Annotated in this window: 24 protein-coding genes; 15 read left to right on the top strand and 9 right to left on the bottom strand. The window is 70.5% G+C overall.

Annotated features, from left to right (window positions below; all coding sequences use genetic code 11):
• Positions 1 to 71 precede the first annotated feature (71 nt).
• The 7 genes from K7957_RS01320 (at position 72) to K7957_RS01350 (ending at position 8,025) form a co-directional block, all read left to right on the top strand.
• Positions 72 to 1,730: an electron transfer flavoprotein-ubiquinone oxidoreductase gene (locus tag K7957_RS01320; RefSeq protein ID WP_223010200.1), complete on the top strand. Its 1,659-nt coding sequence runs from the start codon at positions 72 to 74 to the stop codon at positions 1,728 to 1,730.
• A 272-nt stretch (positions 1,731 to 2,002) separates the two neighbouring features.
• Positions 2,003 to 3,634, top strand: coding sequence for a tetratricopeptide repeat protein (locus K7957_RS01325; protein WP_223010201.1), 1,632 nt, complete (start codon positions 2,003 to 2,005; stop codon positions 3,632 to 3,634).
• Positions 3,631 to 4,488 carry a 4-(cytidine 5'-diphospho)-2-C-methyl-D-erythritol kinase gene (locus K7957_RS01330; RefSeq protein WP_425517138.1) on the top strand — a complete coding sequence of 286 codons (858 nt, stop codon included), beginning with the start codon at positions 3,631 to 3,633 and terminating at the stop codon, positions 4,486 to 4,488. The genes K7957_RS01325 and K7957_RS01330 overlap by 4 nt, the downstream gene beginning before the upstream one ends.
• Positions 4,461 to 5,192: an enoyl-CoA hydratase/isomerase family protein gene (locus K7957_RS01335; RefSeq protein WP_343228263.1), complete on the top strand. Its 732-nt coding sequence runs from the start codon at positions 4,461 to 4,463 to the stop codon at positions 5,190 to 5,192. Before K7957_RS01330 ends, K7957_RS01335 begins: the two co-directional genes overlap by 28 nt.
• A gap of 104 nt (positions 5,193 to 5,296) precedes the next feature.
• Positions 5,297 to 6,370: a recombinase RecA gene (gene recA / locus K7957_RS01340; protein WP_223010202.1), complete on the top strand. Its 1,074-nt coding sequence runs from the start codon at positions 5,297 to 5,299 to the stop codon at positions 6,368 to 6,370.
• 141 nt (positions 6,371 to 6,511) lie between these two features.
• Positions 6,512 to 7,375: a class I SAM-dependent methyltransferase gene (locus tag K7957_RS01345; protein WP_223010203.1), complete on the top strand. Its 864-nt coding sequence runs from the start codon at positions 6,512 to 6,514 to the stop codon at positions 7,373 to 7,375.
• Entirely contained in the window at positions 7,372 to 8,025 is a 654-nt protein-coding gene (locus K7957_RS01350) for a glutathione S-transferase family protein (protein ID WP_223010204.1), read from the top strand. Before K7957_RS01345 ends, K7957_RS01350 begins: the two co-directional genes overlap by 4 nt.
• Positions 8,026 to 8,080: 55 nt before the next feature.
• Here the strand turns inward: K7957_RS01350 and K7957_RS01355 are convergent, their stop codons facing one another.
• Entirely contained in the window at positions 8,081 to 10,816 is a 2,736-nt protein-coding gene (locus tag K7957_RS01355; RefSeq protein WP_223010205.1) for a TonB-dependent receptor, read from the bottom strand.
• A gap of 46 nt (positions 10,817 to 10,862) precedes the next feature.
• Entirely contained in the window at positions 10,863 to 11,765 is a 903-nt protein-coding gene (locus tag K7957_RS01360) for a LysR family transcriptional regulator (protein ID WP_223010206.1), read from the bottom strand.
• 167 nt (positions 11,766 to 11,932) lie between these two features.
• On the opposite strand from K7957_RS01360, the gene K7957_RS01365 reads away from it, so the two are divergent.
• Both K7957_RS01365 and K7957_RS01370 read left to right on the top strand, forming a co-directional pair.
• Entirely contained in the window at positions 11,933 to 13,102 is a 1,170-nt protein-coding gene (locus K7957_RS01365) for an acyl-CoA dehydrogenase family protein (protein WP_223010207.1), read from the top strand.
• Positions 13,099 to 14,700, top strand: a complete 1,602-nt coding sequence (locus K7957_RS01370) for a carboxyl transferase domain-containing protein (RefSeq protein WP_223010208.1) — start codon at positions 13,099 to 13,101, stop codon at positions 14,698 to 14,700. The genes K7957_RS01365 and K7957_RS01370 overlap by 4 nt, the downstream gene beginning before the upstream one ends.
• Positions 14,701 to 14,783: 83 nt before the next feature.
• Here the strand turns inward: K7957_RS01370 and K7957_RS01375 are convergent, their stop codons facing one another.
• Positions 14,784 to 15,110: a GIY-YIG nuclease family protein gene (locus tag K7957_RS01375; RefSeq protein WP_246616601.1), complete on the bottom strand. Its 327-nt coding sequence runs from the start codon at positions 15,108 to 15,110 to the stop codon at positions 14,784 to 14,786.
• A gap of 116 nt (positions 15,111 to 15,226) precedes the next feature.
• On the opposite strand from K7957_RS01375, the gene K7957_RS01380 reads away from it, so the two are divergent.
• From K7957_RS01380 to K7957_RS01405, 6 genes are all read left to right on the top strand, one after another.
• Positions 15,227 to 17,068 carry an acetyl/propionyl/methylcrotonyl-CoA carboxylase subunit alpha gene (locus tag K7957_RS01380; RefSeq protein ID WP_223010209.1) on the top strand — a complete coding sequence of 614 codons (1,842 nt, stop codon included), beginning with the start codon at positions 15,227 to 15,229 and terminating at the stop codon, positions 17,066 to 17,068.
• Positions 17,068 to 17,517, top strand: coding sequence for a MaoC family dehydratase (locus K7957_RS01385; protein WP_223010210.1), 450 nt, complete (start codon positions 17,068 to 17,070; stop codon positions 17,515 to 17,517). Before K7957_RS01380 ends, K7957_RS01385 begins: the two co-directional genes overlap by 1 nt.
• Positions 17,518 to 17,747: 230 nt before the next feature.
• A complete protein-coding gene (locus K7957_RS01390; protein WP_223010211.1) occupies positions 17,748 to 19,268 on the top strand; it encodes a L,D-transpeptidase family protein in 1,521 nt (506 codons plus the stop codon).
• Between the two features lie 11 nt (positions 19,269 to 19,279).
• The gene (locus K7957_RS01395; RefSeq protein WP_246616602.1) at positions 19,280 to 19,570 is read left to right on the top strand and encodes a hypothetical protein; all 291 of its coding nucleotides are present in this window, start codon (positions 19,280 to 19,282) and stop codon (positions 19,568 to 19,570) included.
• A gap of 125 nt (positions 19,571 to 19,695) precedes the next feature.
• Positions 19,696 to 20,163, top strand: a complete 468-nt coding sequence (locus K7957_RS01400) for a GAF domain-containing protein (protein ID WP_223010212.1) — start codon at positions 19,696 to 19,698, stop codon at positions 20,161 to 20,163.
• 84 nt (positions 20,164 to 20,247) lie between these two features.
• The gene (locus K7957_RS01405; protein ID WP_223010213.1) at positions 20,248 to 20,613 is read left to right on the top strand and encodes a response regulator; all 366 of its coding nucleotides are present in this window, start codon (positions 20,248 to 20,250) and stop codon (positions 20,611 to 20,613) included.
• 139 nt (positions 20,614 to 20,752) lie between these two features.
• Here K7957_RS01405 and K7957_RS01410 read toward each other — a convergent pair whose 3' ends face one another.
• From K7957_RS01410 to cobA, 6 genes are all read right to left on the bottom strand, one after another.
• Positions 20,753 to 22,246: a DUF4403 family protein gene (locus K7957_RS01410; protein WP_343228265.1), complete on the bottom strand. Its 1,494-nt coding sequence runs from the start codon at positions 22,244 to 22,246 to the stop codon at positions 20,753 to 20,755.
• A 445-nt stretch (positions 22,247 to 22,691) separates the two neighbouring features.
• The gene (locus K7957_RS01415) at positions 22,692 to 23,450 is read right to left on the bottom strand and encodes a phosphoadenylyl-sulfate reductase (protein WP_223010215.1); all 759 of its coding nucleotides are present in this window, start codon (positions 23,448 to 23,450) and stop codon (positions 22,692 to 22,694) included.
• The gene (locus tag K7957_RS01420; protein WP_223010216.1) at positions 23,443 to 23,874 is read right to left on the bottom strand and encodes a DUF934 domain-containing protein; all 432 of its coding nucleotides are present in this window, start codon (positions 23,872 to 23,874) and stop codon (positions 23,443 to 23,445) included. The genes K7957_RS01415 and K7957_RS01420 overlap by 8 nt, the downstream gene beginning before the upstream one ends.
• 24 nt (positions 23,875 to 23,898) lie before the next feature.
• Positions 23,899 to 25,530, bottom strand: coding sequence for a nitrite/sulfite reductase (locus tag K7957_RS01425; protein WP_223010217.1), 1,632 nt, complete (start codon positions 25,528 to 25,530; stop codon positions 23,899 to 23,901).
• A gap of 152 nt (positions 25,531 to 25,682) precedes the next feature.
• Positions 25,683 to 25,979, bottom strand: coding sequence for a DUF2849 domain-containing protein (locus K7957_RS01430; protein WP_223010218.1), 297 nt, complete (start codon positions 25,977 to 25,979; stop codon positions 25,683 to 25,685).
• Complete coding sequence (cobA, locus tag K7957_RS01435) at positions 25,976 to 26,776, bottom strand: uroporphyrinogen-III C-methyltransferase (RefSeq protein WP_223010219.1); 801 nt, start codon at positions 26,774 to 26,776, stop codon at positions 25,976 to 25,978. Before cobA ends, K7957_RS01430 begins: the two co-directional genes overlap by 4 nt.
• Between the last annotated feature and the right edge of the window lie 37 nt (positions 26,777 to 26,813).

Below are 26,813 nucleotides of genomic sequence, written 5' to 3' on the forward strand. Positions count from 1 at the left end.
ATCAGCCGTTGCGACAACACGACGAGTGCCCGCATCGAGGCGGCGCCGGGCGCTCCCGAGGAGAAGATGACGTGAGCGAACGCGAGTCCATGCCCTATGACGTGGTCATCGTCGGCGCCGGGCCGGCGGGCCTGTCGGCGGCGATCCGGCTCAAGCAGCTCGCCGCGGAGAAAGACGCCGAGGTCTCGGTCTGCGTGATCGAGAAGGGCTCGGAGGTCGGCGCGCACATTCTCTCCGGCGCAGTGATCGACCCGCAGTCGCTCGACGAGCTGCTGCCTGACTGGCGCGAGCAGGATTGCCCGCTGGCCGAGGTGCCCGTCACCGATAACCTCCACTGGGTGCTGACCAAGAAGGGCAAGTTCACGCTGCCGCACCTGTGGACCCCGCCCTTCCTCCACAACAAGGGCACCTATACCGGCTCGCTCGGCAACCTGTGCCGCTGGCTCGCGGGCAAGGCCGAGGAGCTGGGAGTCGAGATTTTCCCCGGCTTCGCCGCGGCCGAGATCCTGTTCCACGACGACGGCAGCGTGAAGGGCGTCGCCACCGGCGACATGGGCGTCGCGCGCGACGGCACGCGCAAGTCCGACTATCAGCCCGGACTCGAGCTTCACGCGAAATACACCTTCTTCTCAGAGGGTTGTCGCGGACACTTATCGAAGGAGCTGATGCGCCTCTTCGACCTGCGACGCGACTGCGACCCGCAGGTCTATGGCCTCGGCGTCAAGGAATTGTGGGACATCGATCCCGCGCTGCACACGCCGGGCAAGGTGATCCACACCCAGGGATGGCCGCTCAGCGAGACCGGCTCGAACGGCGGCGGCTGGATCTATCACCAGGCCAACGGGCAGGTGAGCATCGGCTTCGTCACCTGGCTCAACTACAGCAACCCCTATGTCTCGCCCTTCCAGGAGATGCAGCGCTGGAAGACGCACCCCGCGGTGGCGGCGCTGCTCAAGGGTGGCAAGCGGGTGAGCTACGGCGCGCGCGCGATCAACGACGGCGGACTGCAGTCCATCCCCAAGTTGGTCTTCCCCGGCGGGGCGCTGATCGGCGACAGCGCGGGCTTCCTCAACGTGCCCCGGATCAAGGGCACACACACCGCGATGAAGAGCGCGATGCTCGCCGCCGAGGCCGCGGTCGAGGCGATCGTGTCGCAGCGCGCGGGTGACGAGCTGGTCGCTTACCCCGAGGCGTTCGAGCGCAGCTGGGTGAAGAAGGAGCTGTCGATCGTCCGCAACGTCGTGCCGCTGGTGAAGCGTTTCGGCGACCTGATCGGCTCGGGGCTGGCGGGCGTGACGATGTGGCTTGAATATCTCGGGCTTCGCATGCCGTTCACGCTACACCACCATCCCGATCACGAGACCTTGTGGCGCAAGGACCTGGTCAAGAAGATCGACTATCCCAAGCCCGACGGCGTGCTCACCTTCGACCGGCTCTCCTCGGTGTTCCTGTCGAACACCAACCACGAGGAGGATCAGCCGGTCCACCTCACGCTCAAGGACCCGACCATCCCGGTCGCCTATGACTTGCCGCTCTACGACGAACCCGCGCAGCGCTACTGCCCGGCGGGTGTCTACGAGATCGTAGGCGAGGAGGTCGGCGAGCCCAAGTTCGTGATCAACGCGCAGAACTGCGTCCACTGCAAGACCTGCGACATCAAGGATCCGACACAGAACATCAACTGGGTCGTGCCCGAGGGCGGCGGGGGGCCGAACTACCCGAACATGTGAGTGGGGCCGCACGCTTTGACCCCCAGCTAACGTCACCCGGCCTTGAGCCGGGACCCATGTCTCCTCAGACACAGGGTTCGGGGCGTGCGCGGGACGATGGATCCCGGGTCAAGCCCGGGATGACGACCGCTGTCGCGCAGGCGCGTCATCGCCCGGGAGGGCGAGACAGCGGAGAGAGCCGTGGTCTCGTCACCTCTCCACCGTCCCTATTGCGCGCAATAAAGCCGGGCGGCGGGGTTGACGCGACCGCGCCCGAGCCGCGACAGCGGGCCATGCGGTTCAGCCCTCCCGGTCTCGTCTCCGCCGCGCTGCTGCTGCTCGCGCCGGGCGCCGCCGCGGCCGCGACCGGCGATCTCAGCGCCTACATGAAGGCGCGCGCCGCGGCCGCGGACGGCGCGGTCGGCGCCGCCACCAGCGACTATGCGCGCGCGCTCGCCGCCGCCCCCGACAACGCGGTGGTCGCGGTGCGCGCCTATCGCGAGGCGGTGCGCGCGGGCGATCTCACGCTCGCCGACCGCGCCGCGGCGTCGCTCGCCGACCAGGGCGTCGCCCCCGCCGACGCCGCTCTGCTCGCGCTCGCCCGCGCCGCGCGCACCGGGGACCGAGTAGCCGCCGGCGCCGCGATCGCGCGCCTGCGCGACGACCAGCTCCGCATCCTCGCCGCCCCGCTCGCCGCCTGGGCCGCGCTCGACGCGGGCGGTGATCCGTTCGCGCCGCTCGCGCGCGCGCCCGCGGACGCGGTGTCGCGCCGCTTCGTCGAGGAGACCCGCGCGCTGCTGCTGATCGCCACCGGCAAGGTGGCGGAGGGCGAGGCAGCGCTCCGCCCGCTGCTCGGCAACGACCTCGCCAGCCAGGATCATCGAGTCGCCGCCGCGCGGCTGCTGCTCGGTCGCGGTGAGCACGAGGCGGCGGCGCGGCTCCTCGCCGCCGGCGGCGAGTCCACGATCACGCGGCTGCGCGCCGCCGCGACCGACCCTGCGCTGGCCGGGCGCTATGCCGCCAAGCCGTCGCTGACGTTCGGCGCCTCCTACCTCTTCACGCGCGTCGCGTCGGACCTCGCCGTCGGCGCGCCCGGCCCGCTCACCTACACGCTGCTCCAGGCCGCGTTGCGGGCCGAGCCGGGGAACGACCGCGCGCGCGTGCTGCTCGCCGGCGTGCTGGCGCGCGACGACGCGGTCGATCGCGCGCTGGCGGTGCTCGACGCGGTGTCGCCGAACGGCCTTTACGCGCAGATCGCCGCCGCGGGGCGGGTCCAGCTGCTCGCCGACGACGGCCGCGACGCAGAGGCGCTCGCCGCCGCGCGCGCGCTGGGTGCCGCCCCCGACGCCGCGACCGAGGACGTGCAGCGGCTCGCCGATCTCAACGTCCGGCTCGGCCGCCCGATCGAGGCGGTGCCGCTCTACCGCCGGCTGATCGACCGCGCCGGCGCCGCGGCCGACTGGGCCGACTGGCTGCAATATGGCGCCGCGCTCGACGAGGCGAAGCGCTGGGATCAGGCGCGCCCCGCGCTGGAGCGGGCGGTGAAGCTGGGGCCAAGCGAGCCGCTCGCGCTCAACTATCTCGGCTATGCGCTGGTGCAGCGGCGCGAGCGGCTGGCCGACGCGCAGAAGCTGCTCGAGCGGGCCGCCGCGCTCAAGCCCGACGATGCCGCGATCGCCGACTCGCTCGGCTGGGCGCTGCTGGTGCGCGGCCAGCGCGCGCGCGCGCTGCCGCTGCTCGAACAGGCCGCACTCGGAGACCCTGCCAATGCCGAGATCGGCGAGCATCTCGGCGACGCCTATTGGACGGCGGGGCGGCGCTACGAGGCGCGCTACGCTTGGACCGCGGCGCGACAGGTCGCCGAGGCCGAGATCGCCGCCCGGCTCGATGCGAAGATCGCGCGCGGGATCGGAGCGCTGCGGTGAGCGCGACGGCGGTGGACACGGTGGTGCTCGTCGAGACGGCGCCGGCCAAGCTCAACCTGGCGCTCCACGTGCGCGCACGCCGTGCCGACGGCTATCACGCGCTCGAGACGTTGTTCGCCTTCGCGCGCGATGGGGACGTGGTGACGCTGGCGCCGGCCGAGCGCGACCGCTTCACCGTCACCGGGCCGTTCGCCGCGGCGATCGACGACGATGCCGACAATCTGGTCGTCCGGGCGCTCGCGGCGTTCCGCGCGGCCTTCGGCGGGGACGAGCGCTACGTCATCACGCTCGACAAGCGGCTGCCGGTCGCCTCGGGGATCGGCGGCGGCTCGGCCGACGCGGCGGCGACGCTACGTTCGCTCGCGCGGCGCCACGGCGTCGCGCAGGACGACGCGCGGCTCGACGCGGTGGCGCGCGCGCTCGGCGCGGACGTGCCCGCGTGCCTGCTCGGTCGCGCCGCTCTGGGGACGGGACGCGGCGACGATCTCGTGCCGATCACGGGGGTGGGCGACTGCCCGGCGCTGCTCGTCAACCCGCTCGAGAAGGTCTCCACCGCCGCGGTCTTCGCGCGCTGGGATGGCGTGGATCGCGGCGGCATCGGGGAAGGGGACACGTTGGCGCGCGCGCTGGCGGGCCGCAACGACCTCCAGCCCGCGGCGGAAGCGGTCGCGCCCGCGGTGCGCGACCTGCTCGGCGTGCTGCGCGACCAAGAAGGCGTGACCCTGACGCGCATGTCCGGCTCGGGCGCGACCTGTTTCGCCTTGTTCGACGCGGTCGCGACGCGCGACCGCGCGGCGCGTGCGATCGCGATCCAGCAGCCGGCCTGGTGGCAGCTCGCGACCACGGTGGCATGATCGCGCTCAAGCTCCTCGACCATGTCGCGATCCTCTCGCTCGAGCGACCCGACGCGCGCAACGCGCTGCCGACCGGTGCGTGGCAGGCGCTCGCGGCCAGCCTCCGGACGATCCCGACGAGCGCGCGCGCCCTGCTGCTGCGCTCGGCAGTGCCGGGGGTGTTCTGCGCCGGCGCCGACCTCGCCGATCTCGCGCGGCTGGTCGACGATGTCGAGGCGCGTAGCGTATTCCGGCTCGCGCTGGAGGACGCCGTCGGTGTGCTGGCCGAGCTGCCGATCCCGACCGTCGCGCAGGTCGAGGGGGGCTGCTTCGGCGCGGGTGTGGCGCTGGCGCTCGCCTGCGACCTGATCGTGGCCTCGCCCGGCGCGCGTTTCGGCATCCCGCCCGCGCGGCTCGGGATCGGCTATCCCGTCGGTGACGTCGCAAGACTGGCGCGGCGAGTCGGGCGCGCGCAGGCGGCGCGGCTTCTGTTCACCGCCGGCTCGATCGATTCGGCGGAGGCGCTGCGGATCGGGCTGGTGGACAATATCGGCGACGCGTCCGAGGTGATCGACGAGATCGCGCGCAACGACGCGACCGCGCTACGGCTGCTCAAGCATATTCTGGACGACCCGCTGGACGAGTCGCTCGACCAGGCCTTCGAGGATTCGTTCGGCAACCCTCGCTTCGCCGCCGGCGTGGCCCGCTATCGCGGCGAGGCTTGATATCGCGGCAGAGTTCTCTACTTGTTCTCATGGAACAAAGAGAATACACCATCGCGGTGCGTTGAACGCGACGCGCGGTTGCTCTAGCGAAAGGGTCCACGGCAATGGCCGCCAAACTTCAGGTGATCGATACCGGCATGGCTACCGCGAACGCAGACCGTCAGAAGGCGCTCGACGCCGCGCTGGCGCAGATCGACCGTGCCTTCGGCAAGGGCTCGGCGATGAAGCTCGGGCAGAAGGAGACGATGCAGGTCGAGGCGATCTCGACCGGCTCGCTCGGGCTCGACATCGCACTCGGGGTCGGCGGCCTGCCGCGCGGCCGCGTGATCGAGGTGTACGGGCCGGAGAGCTCGGGCAAGACGACGCTGGCGCTCCACGTCATCGCCGAGGCGCAGAAGAACGGCGGCACAGCGGCCTTCGTCGACGCCGAGCACGCGCTCGACCCGGTCTATGCCAAGAAGCTGGGCGTCAATATCGACGAGCTGATCGTGTCGCAGCCCGACACCGGCGAGCAGGCGCTCGAGATCGTCGACACGCTGGTGCGCTCCAACGCGATCGACGTGCTGGTGGTCGATTCGGTCGCCGCGCTGGTGCCGCGCGCCGAGATCGAGGGCGAGATGGGCGACAGCCACGTCGGCCTGCAGGCGCGACTGATGTCGCAGTCGCTGCGCAAGCTGACCGGCTCGATCAGCCGGTCGCGCTGCATGGTGATCTTCATCAACCAGCTGCGCATGAAGATCGGCGTCATGTACGGCAACCCGGAGACGACCACCGGCGGCAACGCGCTGAAGTTCTACGCCTCGGTTCGCCTCGACATCCGCCGCACCGGCGCGATCAAGGACCGCGACGAGGTGACGGGCAACGCCACGCGCGTGAAGGTGGTGAAGAACAAGGTCGCGCCGCCGTTCAAGCAGGTCGAGTTCGACATCATGTACGGCGAGGGCATCTCCAAGGTCGGTGAGATCCTCGACATCGGGGTGAAGGCGGGGCTGGTCGAGAAATCCGGTGCGTGGTTCTCCTACGACTCGGTTCGCATCGGGCAGGGGCGTGAGAATGCCAAGACCTTCCTGCGCGAGAATCCGGAGATGATGGACCGGCTGGAGAAGGCGATCCGGGCGCGTACCGAGCAGGTCGCCGACGGCATGATGGCCGGGCCGAGCGAGGACGACGACATCTGAGCCGGTCGGCTCCCGAGCGGAACGCGCGCGGCGAGCGCGCGGGCGGCGGGGCCGGCGGGGGATACGCTCGGGCCGCCTCTCGGTGAGCGGGCGGCTGGTGCGATGTCGCCTCCTCGGACAGGTGGTGCGCGAGGCTGAGTGGTGACGTCGGGTGCGGACTGGCGTGGCCGTGTCGGGGCGACCTGGGCCGCGGAGTGGCAGCGCACCGAACGCGCCTTCGCGGATATCGCCGCCGTCCTGGACGCGGCGATTATGTCAATCGTGCCGGAGAAGGGGCGCGCCGCCGACGTCGGCTGCGGGGCGGGGAGTACCGGTCTGGCACTCGCCGCGGCGTGTCCCGGTCTAAAGGTGACGGGATTGGACCTCGCGGAGCCGCTCGTCGCGGTGGCTCGGGAGCGTGCGGCTGGCCGCGGCCTGGACGATCACGCCGGGGGCGATCGCCGAGTCGTTTTCCTCGTCGGTGACGCCGCGGTGGTGCTGCCGACGCTCGCCCCACTCGATCTCATCGTCTCGCGCCACGGCGTGATGTTCTTCGACGATCCCGTCGCTTCCTTCGCGGCGATGGCGCGTGCGGCGCGACCGGGCGCGCCGCTCGTCTTCTCCTGCTTCAGATCGCGCGAGGAGAATGACTGGGCCAATGCGCTGGACGCCGCGGTCGGCACGTCGCCCGACGTCAACGGCGTCTATACCCCGGGTCCGTTCGGTCTCGCCGACCGCGCTCATACGCGGGATATCCTCTTCGCCGCCGGGTGGCGTGACGCGTGTGTCACACCGCATGACGTCAAGTACGTCGTGGGCGCCGGTGACGACCCGATCGCCGACGCGCTCGCCTTCTTCCGCCGGATCGGCCCCGCCGCGGCGGCGCTCGCCGCCGCGGAGCCGGATGAGCGAGCGGCAATCGAGCGTCGCATCGTGGCGGCACTCGCACCGCGGATACGCGACGGCGCGGTCGCGTTCACCGCAGCGATCTGGATCTGGGTCGCGCGTTCAGGGGAGCCGTCATGACGATCGTCGTCCACCATCTCGAGAACTCGCGCTCGCAGCGCGTGCTGTGGCTGCTCGAGGAACTCGGGCTGGCCTATGAGGTGGAGCGGTACGCGCGTGACCCCAAGACGATGCTCGCGCCGCCCGAGCTTCGCCGCGTTCATCCGCTCGGCAAGTCGCCGGTGATCGAGGATCGCGACGGGGCGGCGCCGGGCGAGCGCGGCCGCGTGGTCGCCGAGACCGGCGCGATCGTCGAGTATCTCGTCGACCGCGCGGACGGCAGGCTCGGCGCCCCGGCGAAGCGCGACGACGCGCTGCGCTATCGCTTCTGGCTCCATTATGCCGAAGGGTCGATGATGCCGCCGCTGCTGCTCAAGCTGGTGCTGTCACGGCTGCCGCTGATCGGCACGCGCGCGGTGGCGCGCGTCCAGCCGATGATCGACCGTCACCTCGACTTCGTCGAAGCGGAGCTGGCGGATCGGCCGTGGTTCGCGGGCGACACCTTCACCGCGGCGGACATCATGATGAGCTTCCCGCTCGAGGCGGCCCGCCACCGCGCCGGGCTGGGCGGGTCGCGGCCGGCGACCGTCGCGTGGCTGGCGAAGATCCACGTGCGGCCGGGCTACCAGCGCGCGCTCGCCCGCGGCGGTCCGTACGCCTATGCGCGCTGAGGTTACGCAGGACGGCGCGGATCGGGCGCCTCACGCCTGACCCGCGCCCCTCGCCTCAGAAGCGCGAGCGCAACGTCACGCCATAGGTGCGCGGCTCGGCCAGGAAAGCGCCGAACAATGCGTTGCCGGTCGCGTAGGACGGCGCGCCGAAGGCCTGGACCTGCGAGCGGCTGCCCGCGCCCTGGAAGGGCAGGTTGAACGCCACCTGCTGGTAATCGGCGTCGAGCAGGTTCTGCGCCCAGAGCTCGATCGCCCAGCGCTGCTCGGGCCCGCGCACGCCCAGGCGCGCGTTCATCACGAAGAAGCCGTCCTGCGCCTTCTCCACGAACAGGTCCGAGCCGGTATTATAGTCGCTCGTCAGACGACCATCGACGTAGAACAGACCGGTCAGACCGCCGCCGCCCAGCGCCGGGCTCCACGTCACCGCGCTGGTCACGGTGTGCTTCGGCGCGTTCGACATCTGGCTCCCGGGGAGCAGGAACAGCGCCGCGTTGAGCGGCTCGCCCGACTTGCTGCCGACGAGATCGCGCTGATACTTGGCGTCCGCGAGCGTGTAGCCGAGATTCACCGTGAAGTCTGGCGCCGGGTAGAGGCCGAGCTCCAGCTCGACGCCCTGCGTGACCACGCCCTTGCCGACCTTGCCCGTGCAGGTCCCGGTGGCGGAGTTGTTGTCGTGATCGGCACCGTTCAGCGACTGGTCGCAGCCGCCGATGTTCTGCACGATATAATTCGTGCCGTTGAAGGTATTGAGCTGGAAGTTGGCGAACTCCGAGCGATACAGCGCGACGTTGGCGGTGAGATGGTGCGCGCTATACTTCAGCCCGAGCTCATAGGCGTTCACCGTCTCGGGGTCAAAGCGCAGGTTGCTCGCGCTGGCCGAGGTCGGCGTCGCGAACACCGTCGCGCTGAGGTCCGAGCGGTCGAGATTGTACCCGCCCGCCTTGTAGCCGCGCGCGTAGGAAGCGTAGACGAGCGTGCTGTCGACTGGCTTCCACGACACCACGCCGGTGCCGGTGAGCTGTCCCTCCTTGAACCGGTCGTTGAGCCCGACGCCGGTCAGCGCCGAGGTCGAGTTGCCGGTGCAGCTCAGCGTGACGATGCCGGCGGCGAGCGCCTGGACCGTGGCGTTGGTGCTGCGCAGCAGCGGTGCCAGCGCGGCCTGCTGCGCCGGGCAGATCGTGTTGTTGTTGTTGAAGGCGGCGGCGAGCGTCTTGCTCTCGTGCGTGTAGCGCAGCCCGAGCGTGACGTTGAGCCGGTCGGTCAGCTTGTAGATATTGTGCGTGAAGAAGGCCCAGTTCTCGCTGGTCTGGTCGTAGACGTCGCGCAGGCTGCCGAGGTCGTTGAGCCGGCTCAGCCGATCGATCCCGCCGACGATCTGTGGGCCGACCGCGCCGCTCAGCGCCCCGCGCCCGGCCGCGCTGAGGCAGCCTGGGTTGGCGGGATTGCGCAAAGCCGCGAGCGGGTTGATCGTCGCGACGATGCGGCACGCGGCGAACGCGCCGTACTGCGTGCCGAAGCGGAGGTTATCGACGACCTCCAGGTCCTCGTGCGCGTAATAGCCGCCGACCAGCCAGTCGAGCTTGTTGCCGAGGATCGAGCCCGAGAAGCGGCTCTCGTGCGTGAAGGTCTTGAAGCGCCGGTAATTGTTGCCGTCGTCTGGGCGATAGCCGATGTCGACATTGCCGTAATCGATGTCGGCCGCGCCGTCGGACCTGTACTCGCGATAGGCGGTCAGCGATGTCAGCTGGGTGGCGCCGATGTTCCACCGCACACGTGCCGAGAGGCCGCCGTCGGTGGTGAGGTTCGAATAGTCGCGGCCGGGGCTGAAGGCGACCTTGCGGTTGTATGGGTCGCCCTCGCTCGGCAGCACGCCGCCGAGGCTGCGCAGCACCGCGGTGATGCGGTTGCCATTGGGGTTGAAGGCAAAGTCGCCGGGCACGCCGGGCGTGGGATCGGTCGTCTCGGCGGTGCCGACGTAGACCGCCCCGCAGCATTTCTCGTCGCGGTGGGTGTAGTCGCCAATGAGCCGGATCGCGAGATCGGGGGTGACGGTGAAGAGCAGCTGGCCACGGACGAAATAGCGATCGCGGTTGTTGTAATCGGTGTCGTTGACGACGTCGCGCAGGAAGCCGTCGCGCTTCGAGTAGACGCCGTCGACGCGGAAGGCGAGCAGGTCCTTGATGACCGGCCCGGTCAGCGCGCCGGAGAGGCGTACCGCGTCGTAATTGCCGTAGGTCGCCTCGGCGAAGCCGCCGAACTTGAACTCGGGCAATTTGGTGTAGATGCTGATCGCGCCGGCCGAGGAGTTGCGCCCCGACAGCGTGCCCTGCGGGCCGCGCAGCACCTCGATCCGCTCGATCTCGCCGAGATCGTTGAGCCCGGCGCCGGTGCGGCTGCGATAGATGCCGTCGATGAAGACCGCGACCGAGCTCTCCAGGCCGGGATTGTCACCGACGGTGCCGATGCCGCGCACGCGCGCCGCGGCGTTCGCCTCCGAGCCGGTCGAGGAGACGAGCAGCGACGGCGCGATCTGGGTCATCTGACGGATGTCGGTCGCCCCCGAGTTCTGCAGCGCCGCCTGGCCGAACGCCGAGACCGCGATCGGCACGTTCGACAGCCGCTCGGAGCGGCGTGTCGCGGTGACGACGATGTCGGCGGTATTAGGTGAATCGCCCGCTTTCGCGTCCGTCGGCTTGGCCTCGGCGGCTGACCCGCGCAGGTTCTGCGCCGCGGCGGGGGCGGCGAGGCCGGCGAGCACCGCCGCCGAGAGCAGGAACGCGGACTTCGGCATAGATAGACATCCCCCCATGCGGCGCATGCGCCGTAGCGGCGGGCGATTAGACCGGAGTAGGATAATTAACCGTAAACGCACCCGCGCCGGCGCGCGCCAACTCGGTCAGACGATCGCCGATCCGGGCGAGCGCGACGCTTCCCTCGGCGCGCGCGCGGCTGTCGGGCGCGAAGCAGAGCGCCATGGTTCTGCGCTGGTCAAAGCCGGCGAGCGGCACCAGCGCGAGCGCCGGGTCCGCGTAGCAGGCCGGAAGCAGGGTCGTCGCGAGTCCGGCGCGGACGTAGGCGAGCGCGCGCGCGTCGTTGTGCGTACGCGCCGCCATGAACGGGCGGATGCCGCGTGCGGTGAAGAAGCGGCTGGTCTCGGCGAGCATCTCGCAGTGGCGACGCACCACCATCGGCTCGGCGGCGAGCTCCTCCGCCTCGACGCTGGCGCGTGCAGCGAGGCGATGGTCGCGCGCGAACGCCATGGCATAGGGCTCCTCGAACAGCACGCGATGCGGCAGCGCGGCGTCGAGTGGCGCGACGATCGCGTCGACGCGCCCCCGGTCGAGCGCGGCGCGCAGCTCGCCGGCGCGCCCTTCGACCAGCTCGAGCCGTTCGCCGCCCACCGCGGCCGCGCGCACCGCTTCCTCTACCCAGTCGTCGGGCAGGGTGGTGCACAGGCCGAGGCGGATCAGCTTGGCCGCGGGCGAGCCGCTCACCGCCTGCTCGGCGGCGACAAAGCTCGCCTCGATCCGACGCGCATGCTCGGCGAGCCGCGCGCCGGCGGCGGTGAGCGCGACGCGGCGGTTGCTGCGCTCGAACAACGGCTGGCCGAGCAGCGACTCGAGCTTGGCGATCCCGACGGAGAGGGTCGGTTGCGTCACGCGACAATGCGAGGCCGCGCGCGAGAAGGTGCCCTGGTCGACCACCGCCAGGAAGTAGCGAAGCAAATAGCGGTCGATCATAGATGCCATCTATGGAATGTGTTCGACCGCTTCAACTTGGGGTGACGGAGTCTCGCGGCTATGCTGACGACGAGAAGAGACGGACCACTCTCCCTCTCGTCGCCCCGGCGAACGCCCGCGATGACGATGGTATGGGTGCGCTCCGCAGAACGGTAGAGGATGCGCCCATGACGCCCGATTTCGACTTCGCGCTGGGCGAGAACGCGGAGATGATCCGCGACACGACGCGACGTTTCGCTGTCGACAAGATCGCGCCGCTCGCGGCGCGGATCGACGCCGAGGACTGGTTCCCGCGCGAGGAACTCTGGCCCGCGATGGGCGAGCTCGGCCTGCACGGCATCACCGTGGACGAGGCCGACGGTGGGCTCGGGCTCGGCTATCTCGAGCATGTCGTCGCGCAGGAGGAAGTGGCGCGCGCCTCGGCCTCGATCGGCCTCTCCTACGGGGCGCACTCCAACCTGTGCGTCAACCAGATCCGGCGCTGGGCCGATCCCGAGCAGAAGGCGCGCTTCCTGCCCAAGCTGATCTCGGGCGAGCATGTCGGCAGCCTCGCCATGTCCGAGGCGGGCGCGGGCTCGGACGTCGTCTCGATGAAGCTCGCCGCGCGCCGCAGCGATCGCGGCTGGGTGCTCAACGGCACCAAATTCTGGATCACCAACGCTCCCTACGCCGACACGTTGGTGGTCTATGCCAAGACCGGAGAGGGCAGCCGCGGCATCACCACCTTCCTGATCGAGAAGGACATGCCCGGTTTCGCGATCGGCCAGAAGATCGACAAGATGGGGATGCGCGGCTCCCCCACCGCCGAGCTGGTGTTCACCGACTGCGAGGTGCCCGAGGCGAACGTGATGGGGCCGCTCAACGGCGGCGTCGGGATCCTGATGAGCGGGCTGGACTATGAGCGCACCGTGCTCGCCGGGATCCAGCTCGGCATCATGCAGGCGTGCCTCGACACGGTGCTGCCGTACCTGCGCGAGCGCCGTCAGTTCGGCCGCGCGATCGGCAGCTTCCAGCTGATGCAGGCCAAGGTGGCCGATATGTACGTCGCGCTCAACTCGGCGCGCGCCTATGTCTATGCCGTGGCGCGCAGCTGCGACGCGGGCCGAACCACGCGCTTCGACGCCGCGGGCGCGATCCTGCTCGCCTCGGAGAGCGCTTTCCGCGTCGCGGGCGAGGCGGTGCAGGCGCTCGGCGGCGCGGGTTATACCAAGGACTGGCCGGTCGAGCGCTTCCTCCGCGACGCCAAACTGCTCGACATCGGCGCGGGCACCAACGAGATCCGCCGCATGCTGATCGGGCGCGAGCTGGTCGGCGCAACCGAGCCGGTGGCGCAGTGAGCGCGCCCGTCCTCGCCTCGACGGTAGCGCGCGACGACGACCGCTTCCGCGCCAACGACTCGCACCATCGCGCGCTCGCCACCGAGCTGCGCGCGCGCGTCGCCGCGGCGGCGCTCGGCGGCAGCGCTTCGTCGCGCGAGCGCCACAAAGCGCGGGGCAAACTGCTGCCGCGCGAGCGGGTCGAGCGGCTGCTCGACGCCGGCGCGGCGTTCCTCGAGATCGGCCAGCTCGCCGCGAACGGGCTCTACGGCGACGAGGTGCCCGGCGCCGGGCTGATCTGCGGCGTCGGCACCATCTCGGGGCGGCACGTGATGATCGTCGCCAACGACGCCACGGTGAAGGGCGGCACCTATTATCCCCTCACCGTCAAGAAGCACCTGCGCGCCCAGGAGATCGCGCTCGAGAACCGACTACCCTGCGTCTATCTCGTCGACTCGGGCGGCGCCAACCTGCCGCACCAGGCCGAGGTCTTCCCCGACCGCGACCATTTCGGCCGGATCTTCTTCAACCAGGCGCAGATGTCGGCGCGCGGGATCGCGCAGGTGGCGTGCGTGATGGGCAGCTGCACCGCTGGCGGCGCCTATGTCCCCGCCATGTCGGACGAGACGGTGATCGTGCGCGGTCAGGGGACGATCTTCCTCGCCGGGCCGCCGCTGGTGAAGGCGGCGACGGGCGAGGAGATCAGCGCGGAAGAGCTCGGCGGCGCGGACACGCACGGCCGTCGCTCGGGCGTGGTCGACCATGTCGCGGCGGACGATCTCGACGCGCTGACGATCGTGCGCGACATCGTCGCCACGCTGCCGCCGCCGCCGGTGCCGACGGTCAATCTCGCGCCCCCCGCGCCGCCGCTCTACCCGGCCGAGGAGCTGTACGGGATCGTGCCGCAGGACGTGCGCGCGCCCTATGAGGTGCGTGAGGTGATCGCGCGACTGGTCGACGGCTCGCGCTTCCACGAGTTCAAGCTTTTGTTCGGCAGCAGCCTGGTGTGCGGCTTCGCGCACGTGCACGGCATGCCGGTCGCGATCCTCGCCAACAACGGCGTGCTCTTCTCCGAGAGCGCGCAGAAGGGCGCGCACTTCATCGAGCTGGCGTGCCAGCGCCGCGTGCCGCTGCTGTTCCTGCAGAACATCTCGGGCTTCATGGTCGGCGGCAGATATGAGGCGGAGGGCATCGCCAAGCACGGCGCCAAGCTCGTCACCGCGGTTGCGACCGCCAGCGTACCCAAGCTGACGCTGCTGATCGGCGGCAGCTTCGGCGCGGGCAATTACGGCATGTGCGGCCGCGCCTATGGCCCGCGCTTCCTGTTCAGCTGGCCCAACAGTCGGATCAGCGTGATGGGCGGCGAGCAGGCCGCGGCGGTGCTCGCCACCGTCCACCGCGACGCGGCGACGTGGACGGAGGACAAGGCCGAGGCGTTCAAGGCGCCGGTGCGGCAGAAGTACGAGGACGAGGGCAACCCTTACTACGCCACGGCGCGGCTGTGGGACGACGGCGTGATCGACCCGGCGCAGACCCGCGACGTGCTCGGCCTGGCGCTGGCGGCGTGCCTCAACGCGCCGGTCGAGGAGGCGCCGCGCTTCGGGGTGTTCCGGATGTGAGGGGGGTGGGTGATCATCGCAGCGAGCGTTCAGGCCGCATTATGCGCGCTCTCGCCTCTACCTGGCGTCACCCTGAACTTGTTTCAGGGTCCACCAAGCCGCGTAGGCGGAGGGAGCGGCGCAGAACCGAGCGTCACCGCGAGATCAGCCCAAACAGGATTGTCGCGCTCGATGAGGTTCATCTTCCACTCGCGATGCCAGCGCTTCAGCTGCTTCTCGCGCGCGATCGCGGTGGGCATGTCGGCGAAGAACTCGTAGCGGGCCAGCCGGGCGACCTTGTAGCGCCCCGTGAAACCGTCCGTATCGGCACGATGCTGGGGCAGCCGCGCGAGCAGATCGGCGGTGACGCCGATGTAGAGCGTGCCGTTGTGCCGGCTCGCCAGGATGTAGACGCACGGCTGCTTGGCCATCCTTACCTTCGTAGGACGGCGCGTGTGGCTCGGTGGATGCTGAAACAAGTTCAGCATGACGCCATCATCAGGGCGGATGAAGCGCAGCTCACCCCCGAGTCCCGGAGGTAAACCCCATGCTGCCATCGCTCCTCATCGCCAACCGTGGCGAGATCGCCTGCCGCGTGATCCGCACCGCGCGCGCGCTCGGCGTCCGCACCGTCGCGGTCTATTCCGACGCCGATGCGGACGCGCTGCATGTTCGCCTTGCCGACGCCGCCGTCCGGCTCGGCCCAGCGCCGGCGCGCGACAGCTACCTGCGCGGCGACCTGCTCCTCGCCGCGGCGCGCGAGACCGGCGCCGCCGCGATCCACCCGGGCTACGGCTTCCTGTCCGAGAACGCGGACTTTGCCGCCGCCGTGATCGAGGCCGGGCTCAAATGGGTCGGCCCCGACCCCGTCAGCATCCGCGCGATGGGGCTCAAGGACGCCGCCAAGCAGCGCATGATCGCCGCGGGCGTGCCCGTCACCCCGGGCTATCTCGGCGAGGACCAGTCGCCCGAGCGGCTCGCCGCCGAGTCCGATCGCGTCGGCTATCCCGTCCTGATCAAGGCGGTCGCGGGCGGCGGCGGCAAGGGCATGCGCCGCGTCGACGACCCGGCCGACTTCGCCGCCGCACTCGCCGCATGCCGGCGCGAGGCGGCGGCGGCGTTCGGTGACGAGTGCGTGCTGATCGAGCGCTACATCCTCGCGCCGCGGCACATCGAGGTGCAGGTGTTCGGCGACCGGCACGGCCAGGTCGTCCATCTGTTCGAGCGCGACTGCTCGCTCCAGCGCCGCCACCAGAAGGTGATCGAGGAGGCGCCCGCGCCCGGCATGGACGCGACCACCCGCGCGGCGGTGTGCGACGCCGCGGTGCGCGCCGCGCGCGCGGTCGTCTATGTCGGCGCGGGCACGATCGAGTTCATCGCCGACGCCAGCGAGGGGCTGCGCGCCGACCGCGTCTGGTTCATGGAGATGAACACGCGGCTCCAGGTCGAGCATCCCGTCACCGAGGCGATCACCGGCGTCGATCTGGTCGAGTGGCAGCTCCGCGTCGCGAGCGGTGAACCGCTGCCGCTGCGCCAGGACCAGCTCGCGATCCGTGGCCACGCGATCGAGGCACGGCTCTACGCCGAGGATCCCGCGCGCGGCTTCCTCCCCTCGACGGGCACGCTGATCGCCTTTCGTCCCGGCACAAGCGTTCGGGTCGACACCGGGGTGGAACAGGGCGCGACGATCTCGCCGCACTACGACCCGATGATCGCCAAGCTGATCGCCCATGCCGACACGCGGGACGGTGCGCGGCGCACGCTCGGCGCGGCCCTCGCCGAGACGCGGGTGTGGCCGGTGCGTACCAACGCGGGCTTCCTGGTGCGCGCGCTCGACCATCCCGACTTCGCGTCGGGCGCGGTCGATACCGGGCTGATCGAGCGCGCCGGCATCGCGCTGATGCCGCCCGAGCGGCCGAGCGAGGCCGCGCTCACCGCCGCGGCGGGTGAGCTGACCGACCCCGCGCTCGTGCCCGGTTTCCGCCTCAACGCGCCACCGCGACGCGCGGCGACGTTCCTGCTCGACGGGCAGCCGGCCGAGGTGGCGCTCGCCCGCGACGCTGGGCGAGGCGAGCAGCGTGAGCGCGCGCTCATCACCGAGGCCGGCCAGACCTATGCGCTGACGCCCTTCCGCGCCGCGGCGGCGGGCGGGGGCGCAGCGGGCGACGGCGCGATCCTCGCGCCGATGCCGGGGCGAGTCATCGCGGTCGAGGTCGCAGCGGGCGAGCGCGTCCGCGCGGGGCAGCGGCTCGTCACGCTGGAGGCGATGAAGATGGAGCACAGCCTGGTCGCGCCGTTCGACGGTGTCGTCGCCACGCTCGATGTGGTGATTGGCGCACAGGTGGCGGACGGCGCGCCGCTGGTTCGGATCGAGCGGGAGGACGCGTGATGGCGGGACGTCACTATGACGGATGGGCGCTCGGTGACCAAGTCGAGCATCCGATCCGCCGCACCGTCACCGAGACCGACAACCTGCTGTTCTCGACGATGACCCACAACCCGCAGCCGCTCCACCTCGACGCCGAGGCGGCGCGCGCCTCCGAGTTCGGGCAGATTTTGGTCAACGGCACCTTCACCTTCGCGCTGATGGTGGGACTGACGGTCGGGGAGACAACGCTGGGGACGCTGGTCGCCAATATGGGGTACGATAAGGTCGTGATGCCCGCGCCGGTGTTCATCGGCGACACGCTGCGCGCCTCCAGCGTGGTGATCGCGCTCCGCGACAGCCGATCGCGTCCCGAGGCGGGACTAGTGACGTTCGAGCACCGGTTGCACAACCAGCGCGACGAGCTGGTATGCCAGTGCCTGCGTACCGCGTTGCTGACGCGAACGGGGTAGAGGTATTGTGTCGGCACTACATGGCCTGAACGTTCCTGTTCCCCGGCGGTAGCCGGTGCCCAGGTGGGAAGGCGGCAGTGGGACGCACTGGAGTCTCTCAGTCGGGCTCCAACTTCTGCCGGGGAACGGCGAGTGAGAGAAGTGTCCGTCCGGGGCAGCCCCGCGTCCGCGCGTCGACGCCCCGCGAGGGGGTGTTCCCACCGGCCGCGCGGCACACTAGAGGAAGCGCGATGAACCAGCGTCCCGCTTCTCCGCGCCGCCGCCTGCTCTGGCGCGCCAGCCCGTTCGCTTCCATCGTCGCGTTGGTCGCGCCCGCGGCGGCGCAGGTCGTCGCGCCGGCCCCAACGACCACCCAGGTCCCCGCGTCGCCGGTGCCGCCCGCGCCGGTGCCGGTCATTCCCGTGCCGCCAGTGGCGCCGAGCGTGCCACTGCCGACGCTCAGCGCGGCGCAGCGCCAGCAGCTCGCCACGCTGATCGCCGACGACGAGCTCGCGCAGGGGTTGCGGCTGACGCGGCGTACCGACCTCGACTCGCTCGACTCCGAAGCGCTGGTGCGCGCCGCGCTCGACCACGCGCGCGCGGTTCATGCCGGGCGGCTGATGCCCGAGGATTTCCAGAAGGACTGGGGCGTTCGCCCGCCCGCCTATGATCCGCTGCCGTCCTTCGCCGACGCGGTGTCGCGCGATCGGCTGTCGAGCTGGCTGCGTTCGCTGCCGCCGCCCTATCAGGGCTACGACACGCTCGTGGCCGGGCTCGCGCGCTACCGCGCCATCGCCGGCAAGGGCGGCTGGGGCATGCTGGCCGCCACGCCTGCCTTCGGCAGCCGCGGCGCCGACGTCGCCAGACTGCGCGAGCGGCTCGCACTGGAGGATCCGCAGTCGCCGCCGTCGGGCGACACGTTCGACGCCGCGCTGCTCGAGGCGGTACGGCGCGCGCAGCGGCGCTACGGCCTCAACCCGGCGGGACAGGTCGGCGCCCAGACGCTCGCCGCGCTCAACGTGCCGGTCGAGCGTCGCATGCGGCAGATCATGGCCAATCTCGAGCGCTGGCGCTGGCTGCCGCCGGAGCTCGACAAGAAGCGCGTGCAGGTCAACATCGCCGCCGCGGTGCTCACCGTCTTCGAGGGTGACGAGCCAGTGATGTCGATGCGGGCAGTGACCGGGCGGCCCGGCAACGAGACGCCGATGCTGATCTCCAAGATCAACAGCATCGTGCTCAACCCGCCGTGGAACGTGCCCACCTCGATCGCCACCAAGGAGCTGTGGCCCAAGGAGAAGGCCAGCCCGGGCTATCTCAAGCGCAACGGTTTCCGCGTGATCGACACGGGGAACGGCGGCAAGCGCCTGCAGCAATCGTCCGAGAAGAGCGCGCTCGGCCGCTACAAGTTCGACTTCCCCAACGACTTCGCGGTCTATCTGCACGACACGCCGGCGCGCTCGGGCTTCTCGCGCTTCGACCGGCTGTCGAGTCACGGCTGCGTGCGCCTGGAGAAGCCCGCCGACCTCGCGCGGCTGATGCTCCGCGACACGCCCGAGTGGCCGCCCGAGACGATCGACTCGACCGTGGCGGCGGGCAAGACGGTGCGCGCGGCGATGGCGTCCCCGGTCAGCGTCTATCTGCTCTATTGGACGGCTTTCGCCAGCCCGAGCGGGCAGGTAGGCTTTCGCGAGGATCCGTACAGCTGGGACGCGCGGCTGGCCGCCAGTGTCGAGCGGCGCTCGGCAGTGCAGGTGCAGGTGGCGGCGCGATGAGGATGATGACGATGACCAAGCGACTGATGCTCCCGCTGCTCGCGACCGCGGCGCTGGCGATCGCCGGCTGCTCGCGCGAGCCGGAACCCGCGCCCGAGCCGACGCCCAGCGAAGAGGCCGTGCCGACGCCCGAGCCGACGCCGGCTCCCGAGCCCTCTCCGGTGGCGTCGCCGAGCGACCTCACCAACAACACCGCGGCGCTGCCGCCTGAGGAGAAGCCCGCGCCCGACGAGCAGATGCTCGACGACGCCTCCGCTACCGGCATGACCGCGCGCGCCAGGCGCGAAGCCGAGCACGACTGAGCTCGCGGCTGCGTGGCGAGACGCCGCCGGAACGGATCGGTTCACGCTTGACGCAGATCGAGGCACCACGAACTATCCGATCTACTACGTGAGTAGTAGATACAGGGGATAGGAAGGTGGCCTTTGTGCCCTTCGAGGAGGAACGCCGGCTCGTCGCGGTCGAGCGCGTGTGGCAACCGGCGCGCGATCAGCATGCCGCGTTGCAGGACATGGTAGAGGAGGCCGCGCGCGTCGCGCATACGCCGATCGCCACCATCTCGATCATCGATCGCCGTCGTCAGTGCATCCTTGCCAAGGTGGGCGAGGTCGACGAGGACATGCCGCGCGCCGTGTCCTTCTGCGCGCATGCGATCCACCGTCCGGGCGAGCCGATGATCGTGCCCGATGCGCGCCATGACAAACGGTTCTCCGACAATCCGCTCGTCACCGCCGCGCCGTTCATTCGCTTCTACGCGGGATTACCGCTGGTTGATCGCGCCGGCTATCCGCTGGGCGCACTCTGCGTCATCGACGATAAGCTCCACGACGTGTTGCCTGATCTCTATCGGCTCGGTGAGCTCGCGCGCGGGGTGGAGCGACTGATCGCGCATTGACGCGCCGCATCGCATGCCCGAGAGGCAGAAGGTATTATTCAGGTCAGGCGAGGCGCATCGGCGCGACCACGTCGAGGGAGACGGATGAAGAAGCGCATCATGCTGGTCGAGGACGATCCGAGCCATCGTAAACTCTATTCCTCCTGGCTGACGATCGGCGGCTACGACCCGCGCGTGATCGACGACGAGCGCGGCGCCCTGGTGGCCGCCGAGGCGATCGCACCCGACGCGATCATCGTCGACATCCGCTTGCCCAACGTCAGCGGCCTCGACGTTATCGAGACGCTCAAGGGCGCACCCGCGACCCGCGCGATCCCGGTGATGGCGCTCACCGTTCTGCAGAGCCAGCACGACATGGACGCCTGCTACGCCGCTGGTGCCGACGCCTTCGTGTCCAAGCCCGACCATATAGCGAGCTTCCTTGACAAGGTCTCCGATCTGCTGCGGTGAGCAGGTTCTCGCGCGGTACGCTCCGCGAGCTAGGTTCACGCGAGAACGCCGCGACTTTGAAGCGCTGCCCGCCTGAACACGCCGCGGTCGCTCCGGCTGCCCTGACTTCAGCCGGATCTCACCTGCTCATCGCGCGCCCTCACCGCGGACGGTAGGCGATCTCCGCGGTGCCCTGCGCGCGCACCGGCAGGAACAGCCCCGCGCCGGTGACCTGCAGCTGACCGTTCTCCACCGAGGTGACGTCGGTCGAGAGGAAGAAGTCGCCCTGCTGCCGTGCGCCGATCGCGCGCTGCGCTTTGCCGAGCACCTCGGCATAGTCACCGCGGAAATCGTGCTGGAGCGCGAGCGCGACAGCACTCTGCACCTGCGCCTCGCCGAGCAGGCGGATCAGCAGGTCGACCGCGGCCGAGTCGGTGCGCGCCACGAGCTGGACGTCGCGCGCACGCACCAGCTGCGAGCCGGGATCGTTGTACGGGACTGCCGTCAGCCAGGCCTCGCCCTTGGTCGAGGCGCTGCCGATCGCGCGCGGCGTCACCTTGGCCTGCACGCCCACGGCGAGCCGGCCTCCTCGCGTGGCATAGACGGTGACCTTGCCGAAGGCGACATCGACCGGCCCTACGCCCGTGACGCTCAGCCCGCGCGCGGCGAGCTTGCGCAAGGTGCGCTCCACCACCGGCTCCAGCGTGGCGTAATCGGCCAGCACCGGCACCGAGAAGCGTAGCCCCGTGCGGTCGCCGACCCTCGTCGGGGCGGGCAGCGGCGTCACCGCCGGGTCGGGCGGGCGCTGACCGACGAAGGTCTCGGTCAGCGCCTCCGCGGCGAGCGTCAGCCGCAGCGTGCGCCCCTCAACCCGGTAGCCGCCGAAGCCGAGTGCGCGCGGGGTGACTCGCAGCCAGGCGGGCGGGTTGCGCTTGCTCAGCGAGATCGACGTGAAGCCTTGCGGCCAGAGCTGCGCCAGCTGGTCGCGCAGGTGCAGCTTGGCGAGCTGGCGCGGCAGGTCGCCCTCGAGCTTGCGGACGATCCCCTTCAGCTTGGCGTCGGCGCGCGAGGTGAAGGTGACGCGCTGGCCCGCGACGTCCACCCCGGGTTCCTCGCGCCAGTCATAGGCGATGTCGAGCGTGGCGGTGGGCTGCCAGTCGCCGACGATGCCGAGCCGGCCGGTGGCGCGTACCACGGCACGGCCGGTGGCGGTCTTGCTCAGCACACCGCCGACGTTCTGCGCGGTGATCGCGGCGCTCACCGGCATGACGAGGTCGAGCCGCTCGCCCTTGCCCGACAGCCGGATCGCGCCGCGGGTGACCTGGCCGACGAGGCGGCAGCCGAGGTCGGGTAGCACCTTCAGTTTGCCAATGCCCAGATCGATCTTCTTGGCGGCGACGCAGCGGTCTTGGTGCTGGTCGATCGTCCAGAGGACGCGCGGCGTCTCCTGGTTGAGCCCGCGCTCGAGCGCGGCGAGATCGGCGGTGACGGGGACGACGATCGTCGAGCTCTCCGCGGGCAGCTGCCCGATCTGAGCCTCGACGCGCGGCGGCGCCGGGTTGTCGCGCTGTTTGCCGCAGCCGCCCAGCAGCGCCGCGATGGCGATGAGCGTGAGGGTGGAGCACGGGGGAGCGGGGAGGGCGGTACGAGGCACGATCGACTCCCCCGGGACGCGGCTGAGCGTCGCACCCTCGGCCGCCCGATTGATCCGTGGCGTTGACCTAGGTGTCAAGAGCAGGGGTGGGTAGGCGGGCAGGGAGCGCCACTTCATCGGCTTCGCAGCTGTGCGACGGCCAGGCTCGCGCCCTGACCCACGACGGCTGGTTGCGCTGGAGAGACCGGCCTCCCGGCGCCCGTCACCCCGGCGAAAGCCGGCGTCCATCTGGGTGACGTCAGCGTGCGTAAGCTGCGACGTAGCACGATGCTGTACCGCGGTGCGGTGTCGTGCCCTATCTCGAGCGCGGAGGACTCGGAGCGGTGGATCCCGGCCTGCGCCGAGATGAGGGAAGGAGTGGAGGTCGGCGATCTCGACTGAGGGGAGTGCGTCGGCCTACCGCCGCCCCGTCACGGCGTTGGGCGACGAGGACCCGACCGATCGCCTAGAACGCCGGCTCTTCGCCCGGCTTGCCCGCGACGTGGATGCCGCACTCCACCTTGTCCCAGCCGCGCCAGCGCCCGGCGCGCGGGTCCTCGCCAGGGCGCACCTTGGAGGTGCAAGGCGCGCAGCCGATCGAGAGATAGCCCTGCGCCTCCAGCGGGTGCTGCGGCAGCTCGTGCTCGGTGAAATAAGCGTCGAGGCGCTCCTTCGACCAGTCGGCGAGCGGGTTGATCTTGAGACGACCGTCGTCGACCTCGACGCGGGGGATCGTGCGCCGGGTCGACGCCTGGAAGCCCTTGCGACCCGAGATCCACGCCGCGAACGGCTGGAGCGCCCGGCGCAGCGGCTCGACCTTCCGCAGCTCGCAGCAGCCGTCGGGGTCGTACGACCAGCGCAGGCCCTTCTCGTCCTTGAGCCGCAGTAGCCGCGGGTCGGGTCGGAAGACGCGAAGGTCGGTGAAGCCGAGCCGCTCGGCGAGCTCGTCGCGGTATGCCAGCGTCTCGCCGAACATCTTCTGCGTGTTGGTGAAGATCACCGGCACGTCGCGGTCGACCGCGGCGACCATGTGGAGGAGCACCGCTGATTCCGCGCCGAACGATGACACCGCCGCGATCCGCCCCTTGAGCGGCCCGGCGATCAGCTCGCCCAGCAGCTCGTATGCGCTCGCATCGGCGTAGCGGACGTCGAGCGCCGCCGCCTCCTCTACGGTGAAGGATGGCGCCACGTCGATCGTGTCGAGCTGGCGCGCGGGCTCAGCCATGCCGCAGCTTCCACACCGGCAGCCTGGCATCGGCGGCGCGCTGATACGGCGTGGGGTAGCGCGCGAGCGAACGCTCGAGCACCGCCGCGTCGATCGCGGTCTCGGGCGCGAAGCTGTCGAAGCCGCAGCGGCGCATGTGCGGGATCTGGTCGACGAGCACGTCGCCCGCGGCGCGCAGCTCGCCGGCATAGCCCGCCTCGCGCAGGATCCGCGCGCTCGAGTAACCGCGCCCGTCGCGGAAGCTCGGGAACGATACCTCCACCAGAGCGAGCCGCTCCAGATGTGGCAGCAGCAGGCGCGCGTCGTCGCCGGCCTCGAGCCGCACCGCGCCGGCGTTGGTCTGCCCGGCGACGAACGAGTCGAGCGTCACCGCGGGCTCGTCATGCGCCTCGTCGTCGCGGTAGCGCAGCACATTGTCGCTCATGCGGGAGTCCTCCGGGCGTGCGGCTCAGCCATAGATCGCCTCCTTGAACGGCTGCATGCCCACGCGGCGATAGGTGTCGACGAACCGCTCGCCCTTCTCGCGCACCTGGAGATAGGTGTCGGTGACCCGCTCGATCGCGTCGACCACGCCGTCCTCGTCGAAGCCGGGCCCGGTGATGCGGCCGAGGCTGACGTCTTCCGCGCCCGAGCCGCCGAGCAGCAGCTGGTAGTTCTCGGTGCCTTTCTTGTCGACGCCGAGGATTCCGATATGGCCCGCGTGATGGTGGCCGCAGGCGTTGATGCAGCCCGAGATCTTGAGCTTGAGCTCGCCCAGCTCGCGCTGCCGCCCGGCGTCGGCGAAGCGCTGGCCGATCTTCTGCGCGAGCGGGATCGAGCGCGCGTTGGCGAGCGCGCAATAGTCGAGCCCGGGGCAGGCGATGATGTCGCTGATCAGGTCGAGGTTGGCCTCCGCCAGCCCCGTCTCGGCGAGCTGCTGCCACACCGCGTACAGGTCGGCCTTGCGGACGTGCGGCAGGACGATGTTCTGCGCGTGGGTGACGCGCAGCTCGTCGGCGCTGTAGCGCTCGGCGAGGTCGGCCATCAGGTCGATCTGCTCGGCCGAGGCGTCGCCGGGGATGCCGCCGATCGGCTTGAGCGAGATGTTGACGATCGCATGGCCCGGCTGCTTGTGCGGCTTGACGTTCTGGTCGAGCCACAGCGCGAAGTCCGGGTCGGCGCGGTCGACGGTGTCGGGAGCGGCGGCGTCGAACGGCGGGGGGGCGAACATCGCGCTGATCCGCTTCAGCTCTGCCGCAGGCGGATCGATGCCGAGCTGCTTGACCGCGCGGAACTCCTCCTCGACCTGGCGGCGATATTCGTCCGCGCCGATCTCGTGGAGCAGGATCTTGATCCGCGCCTTGTAGATATTGTCGCGGCGGCCGTAGCGATTGTAGACGCGCAGGCACGCCTCGAGATAGCTCATCAGCTCGTCCGCGCCGACGAAATCGCGGATAAGCGGCGCGATCATCGGCGTCCGCCCCATCCCGCCGCCGACATAGACGCGCGCGCCGAGCTTGCCGTCCTGCTCGATCAGCTGGAGCCCGATGTCGTGGAGACGCATCGCCGCGCGGTCCTCGTCGGCGGCGATCACCGCGATCTTGAACTTGCGCGGTAGGTAGGTGAACTCGGGGTGGAAGGTGCTCCACTGGCGCAGCAGCTCGGCCCAGGGGCGCGGGTCGGTGACCTCGTCCGCGGCGGCACCGGCGAACTGGTCCGAGCTGATGTTGCGGATGCAATTGCCGCTGGTCTGGATCGCGTGCATCTCCACCGTCGCCAGCTCGGCGAGGATGTCGGCCGCGTCCTCCAGCTTGATCCAATTGTACTGGATGTTCTGGCGCGTGGTGAAATGGCCGTAGCCGCGGTCGTACTTGCGCGCGACATGGGCGAGCATTCGCATCTGACGCGCGTTGAGCGTGCCATAGGGCACTGCCACGCGCAGCATATAGGCGTGGAGCTGAAGGTAGAGGCCGTTCATCAACCGCAGGGGCTTGAACTGGTCCTCGCTCAGCTCGCCCGCGAGCCGACGCTGGCATTGGTCGCGGAACTCCTCGACCCGCGCGTCCACGATCGCCTGATCATATTCGTCGTAACGGTACATAGAATGTCCTTAATCCTCCCCAGCATGGGGAGGGGGACCGCTCGCCGCAGGCGAGTGGTGGAGGGGGCTCGCCGCGCACGGTGCGCTCGCGAAGGCCCCCCTCCACCACCGCGCTCCCCGCGGCGGTCCCCCTCCCCGTGCCGGGGAGGAGATCATATCACCCAGCTGCCCGCGTTCGGGTCGGCCGGCTTGAGCGTCAGGTCGGTGCGCACGGTCGGGCCGAGCGCGCGAATACGGTCCTTGATGTGCGCGGGGCGCGGGCCCTCGGCGGTCGCGGTCGCCTCGATCACATAGGGCACGTTGACGCGCCGCGCCGCCTCTTCCTCGCGCGCGATCGCCTCGGCGCGGTCGCCCGCGTCCACCGCGTCCTCGATGTGGCGCGACCATCCGCCGCCCGCCCACCAGACCACGTCGCCGGTCGGCAGATCGTTGCCCGTCACCAGCCTCATGCCGAGAGGCTCCCGACGCTCTCGGCGACGCGCGCGTAGCCCGCGAGCCGGTCCTGTGCGTCGGACAGCTCGACCACCTCGCCGACGACGATGATCGCGGGGCTGGCGACCTGCTCACGCGAAACCATCGCGCCGAGATCCGCCAGCAACGTCCGCAGCGCGCGATGCCCCGGCAGCGTGCCCCTCTCCAGCACCGCGACGGGCATGTCGGGGGCGACGCCGTCGGCCATCAGCTTGTCCGCGATCGCCTCGGCGGTGGCGACGCCCATGTAGATCACCAGCGTGCGACCCTGCCCGGCGAGGCCGGACCAGTCCTGGTCCGTCAACCCTTTGCACTGGCCGGCGACGAAGGTGACCGCCGAGCTGTGATCGCGGTGGGTGAGCGGCAGCATCGCCTCGGCGGCGCAGCCGAGCGCGGCCGACACGCCCGGGATCACCTCGACGGCGAGGCCGGCGGCGCGCACCGCCTCGACCTCCTCGCCACCGCGGCCGAAGATGAACGGGTCGCCGCCCTTGAGCCGCACCACCACGCTGCCGGCGCGGACGTGCGCCACGATCAGCGCGTTGATCGCTTCCTGCGGCAAGGTGTGGCGCGCGCGGCGCTTGGCGACCGAGATGCGCTGCGCGGTCGCGGGGGCCAGAGCCAGCACGCGATCGTCGATCAGCCCGTCGTGGACGACCACATCGGCGTCACGCAGCGCTTCCACCGCGCGCACCGTGAGCAGCCCGGGATCGCCCGGTCCCGCGCCGACGAGAATGACGCGGCCGCGCGCGTCGGGATCGAGGAGGCTTGCCATGCCCGCTACATGGGCGGCGGGTAGGGGCCCGCGCAAC

It is taken from the genome of Sphingomonas yunnanensis (assembly GCF_019898765.1).
Lineage (GTDB): Bacteria > Pseudomonadota > Alphaproteobacteria > Sphingomonadales > Sphingomonadaceae > Sphingomonas > Sphingomonas yunnanensis.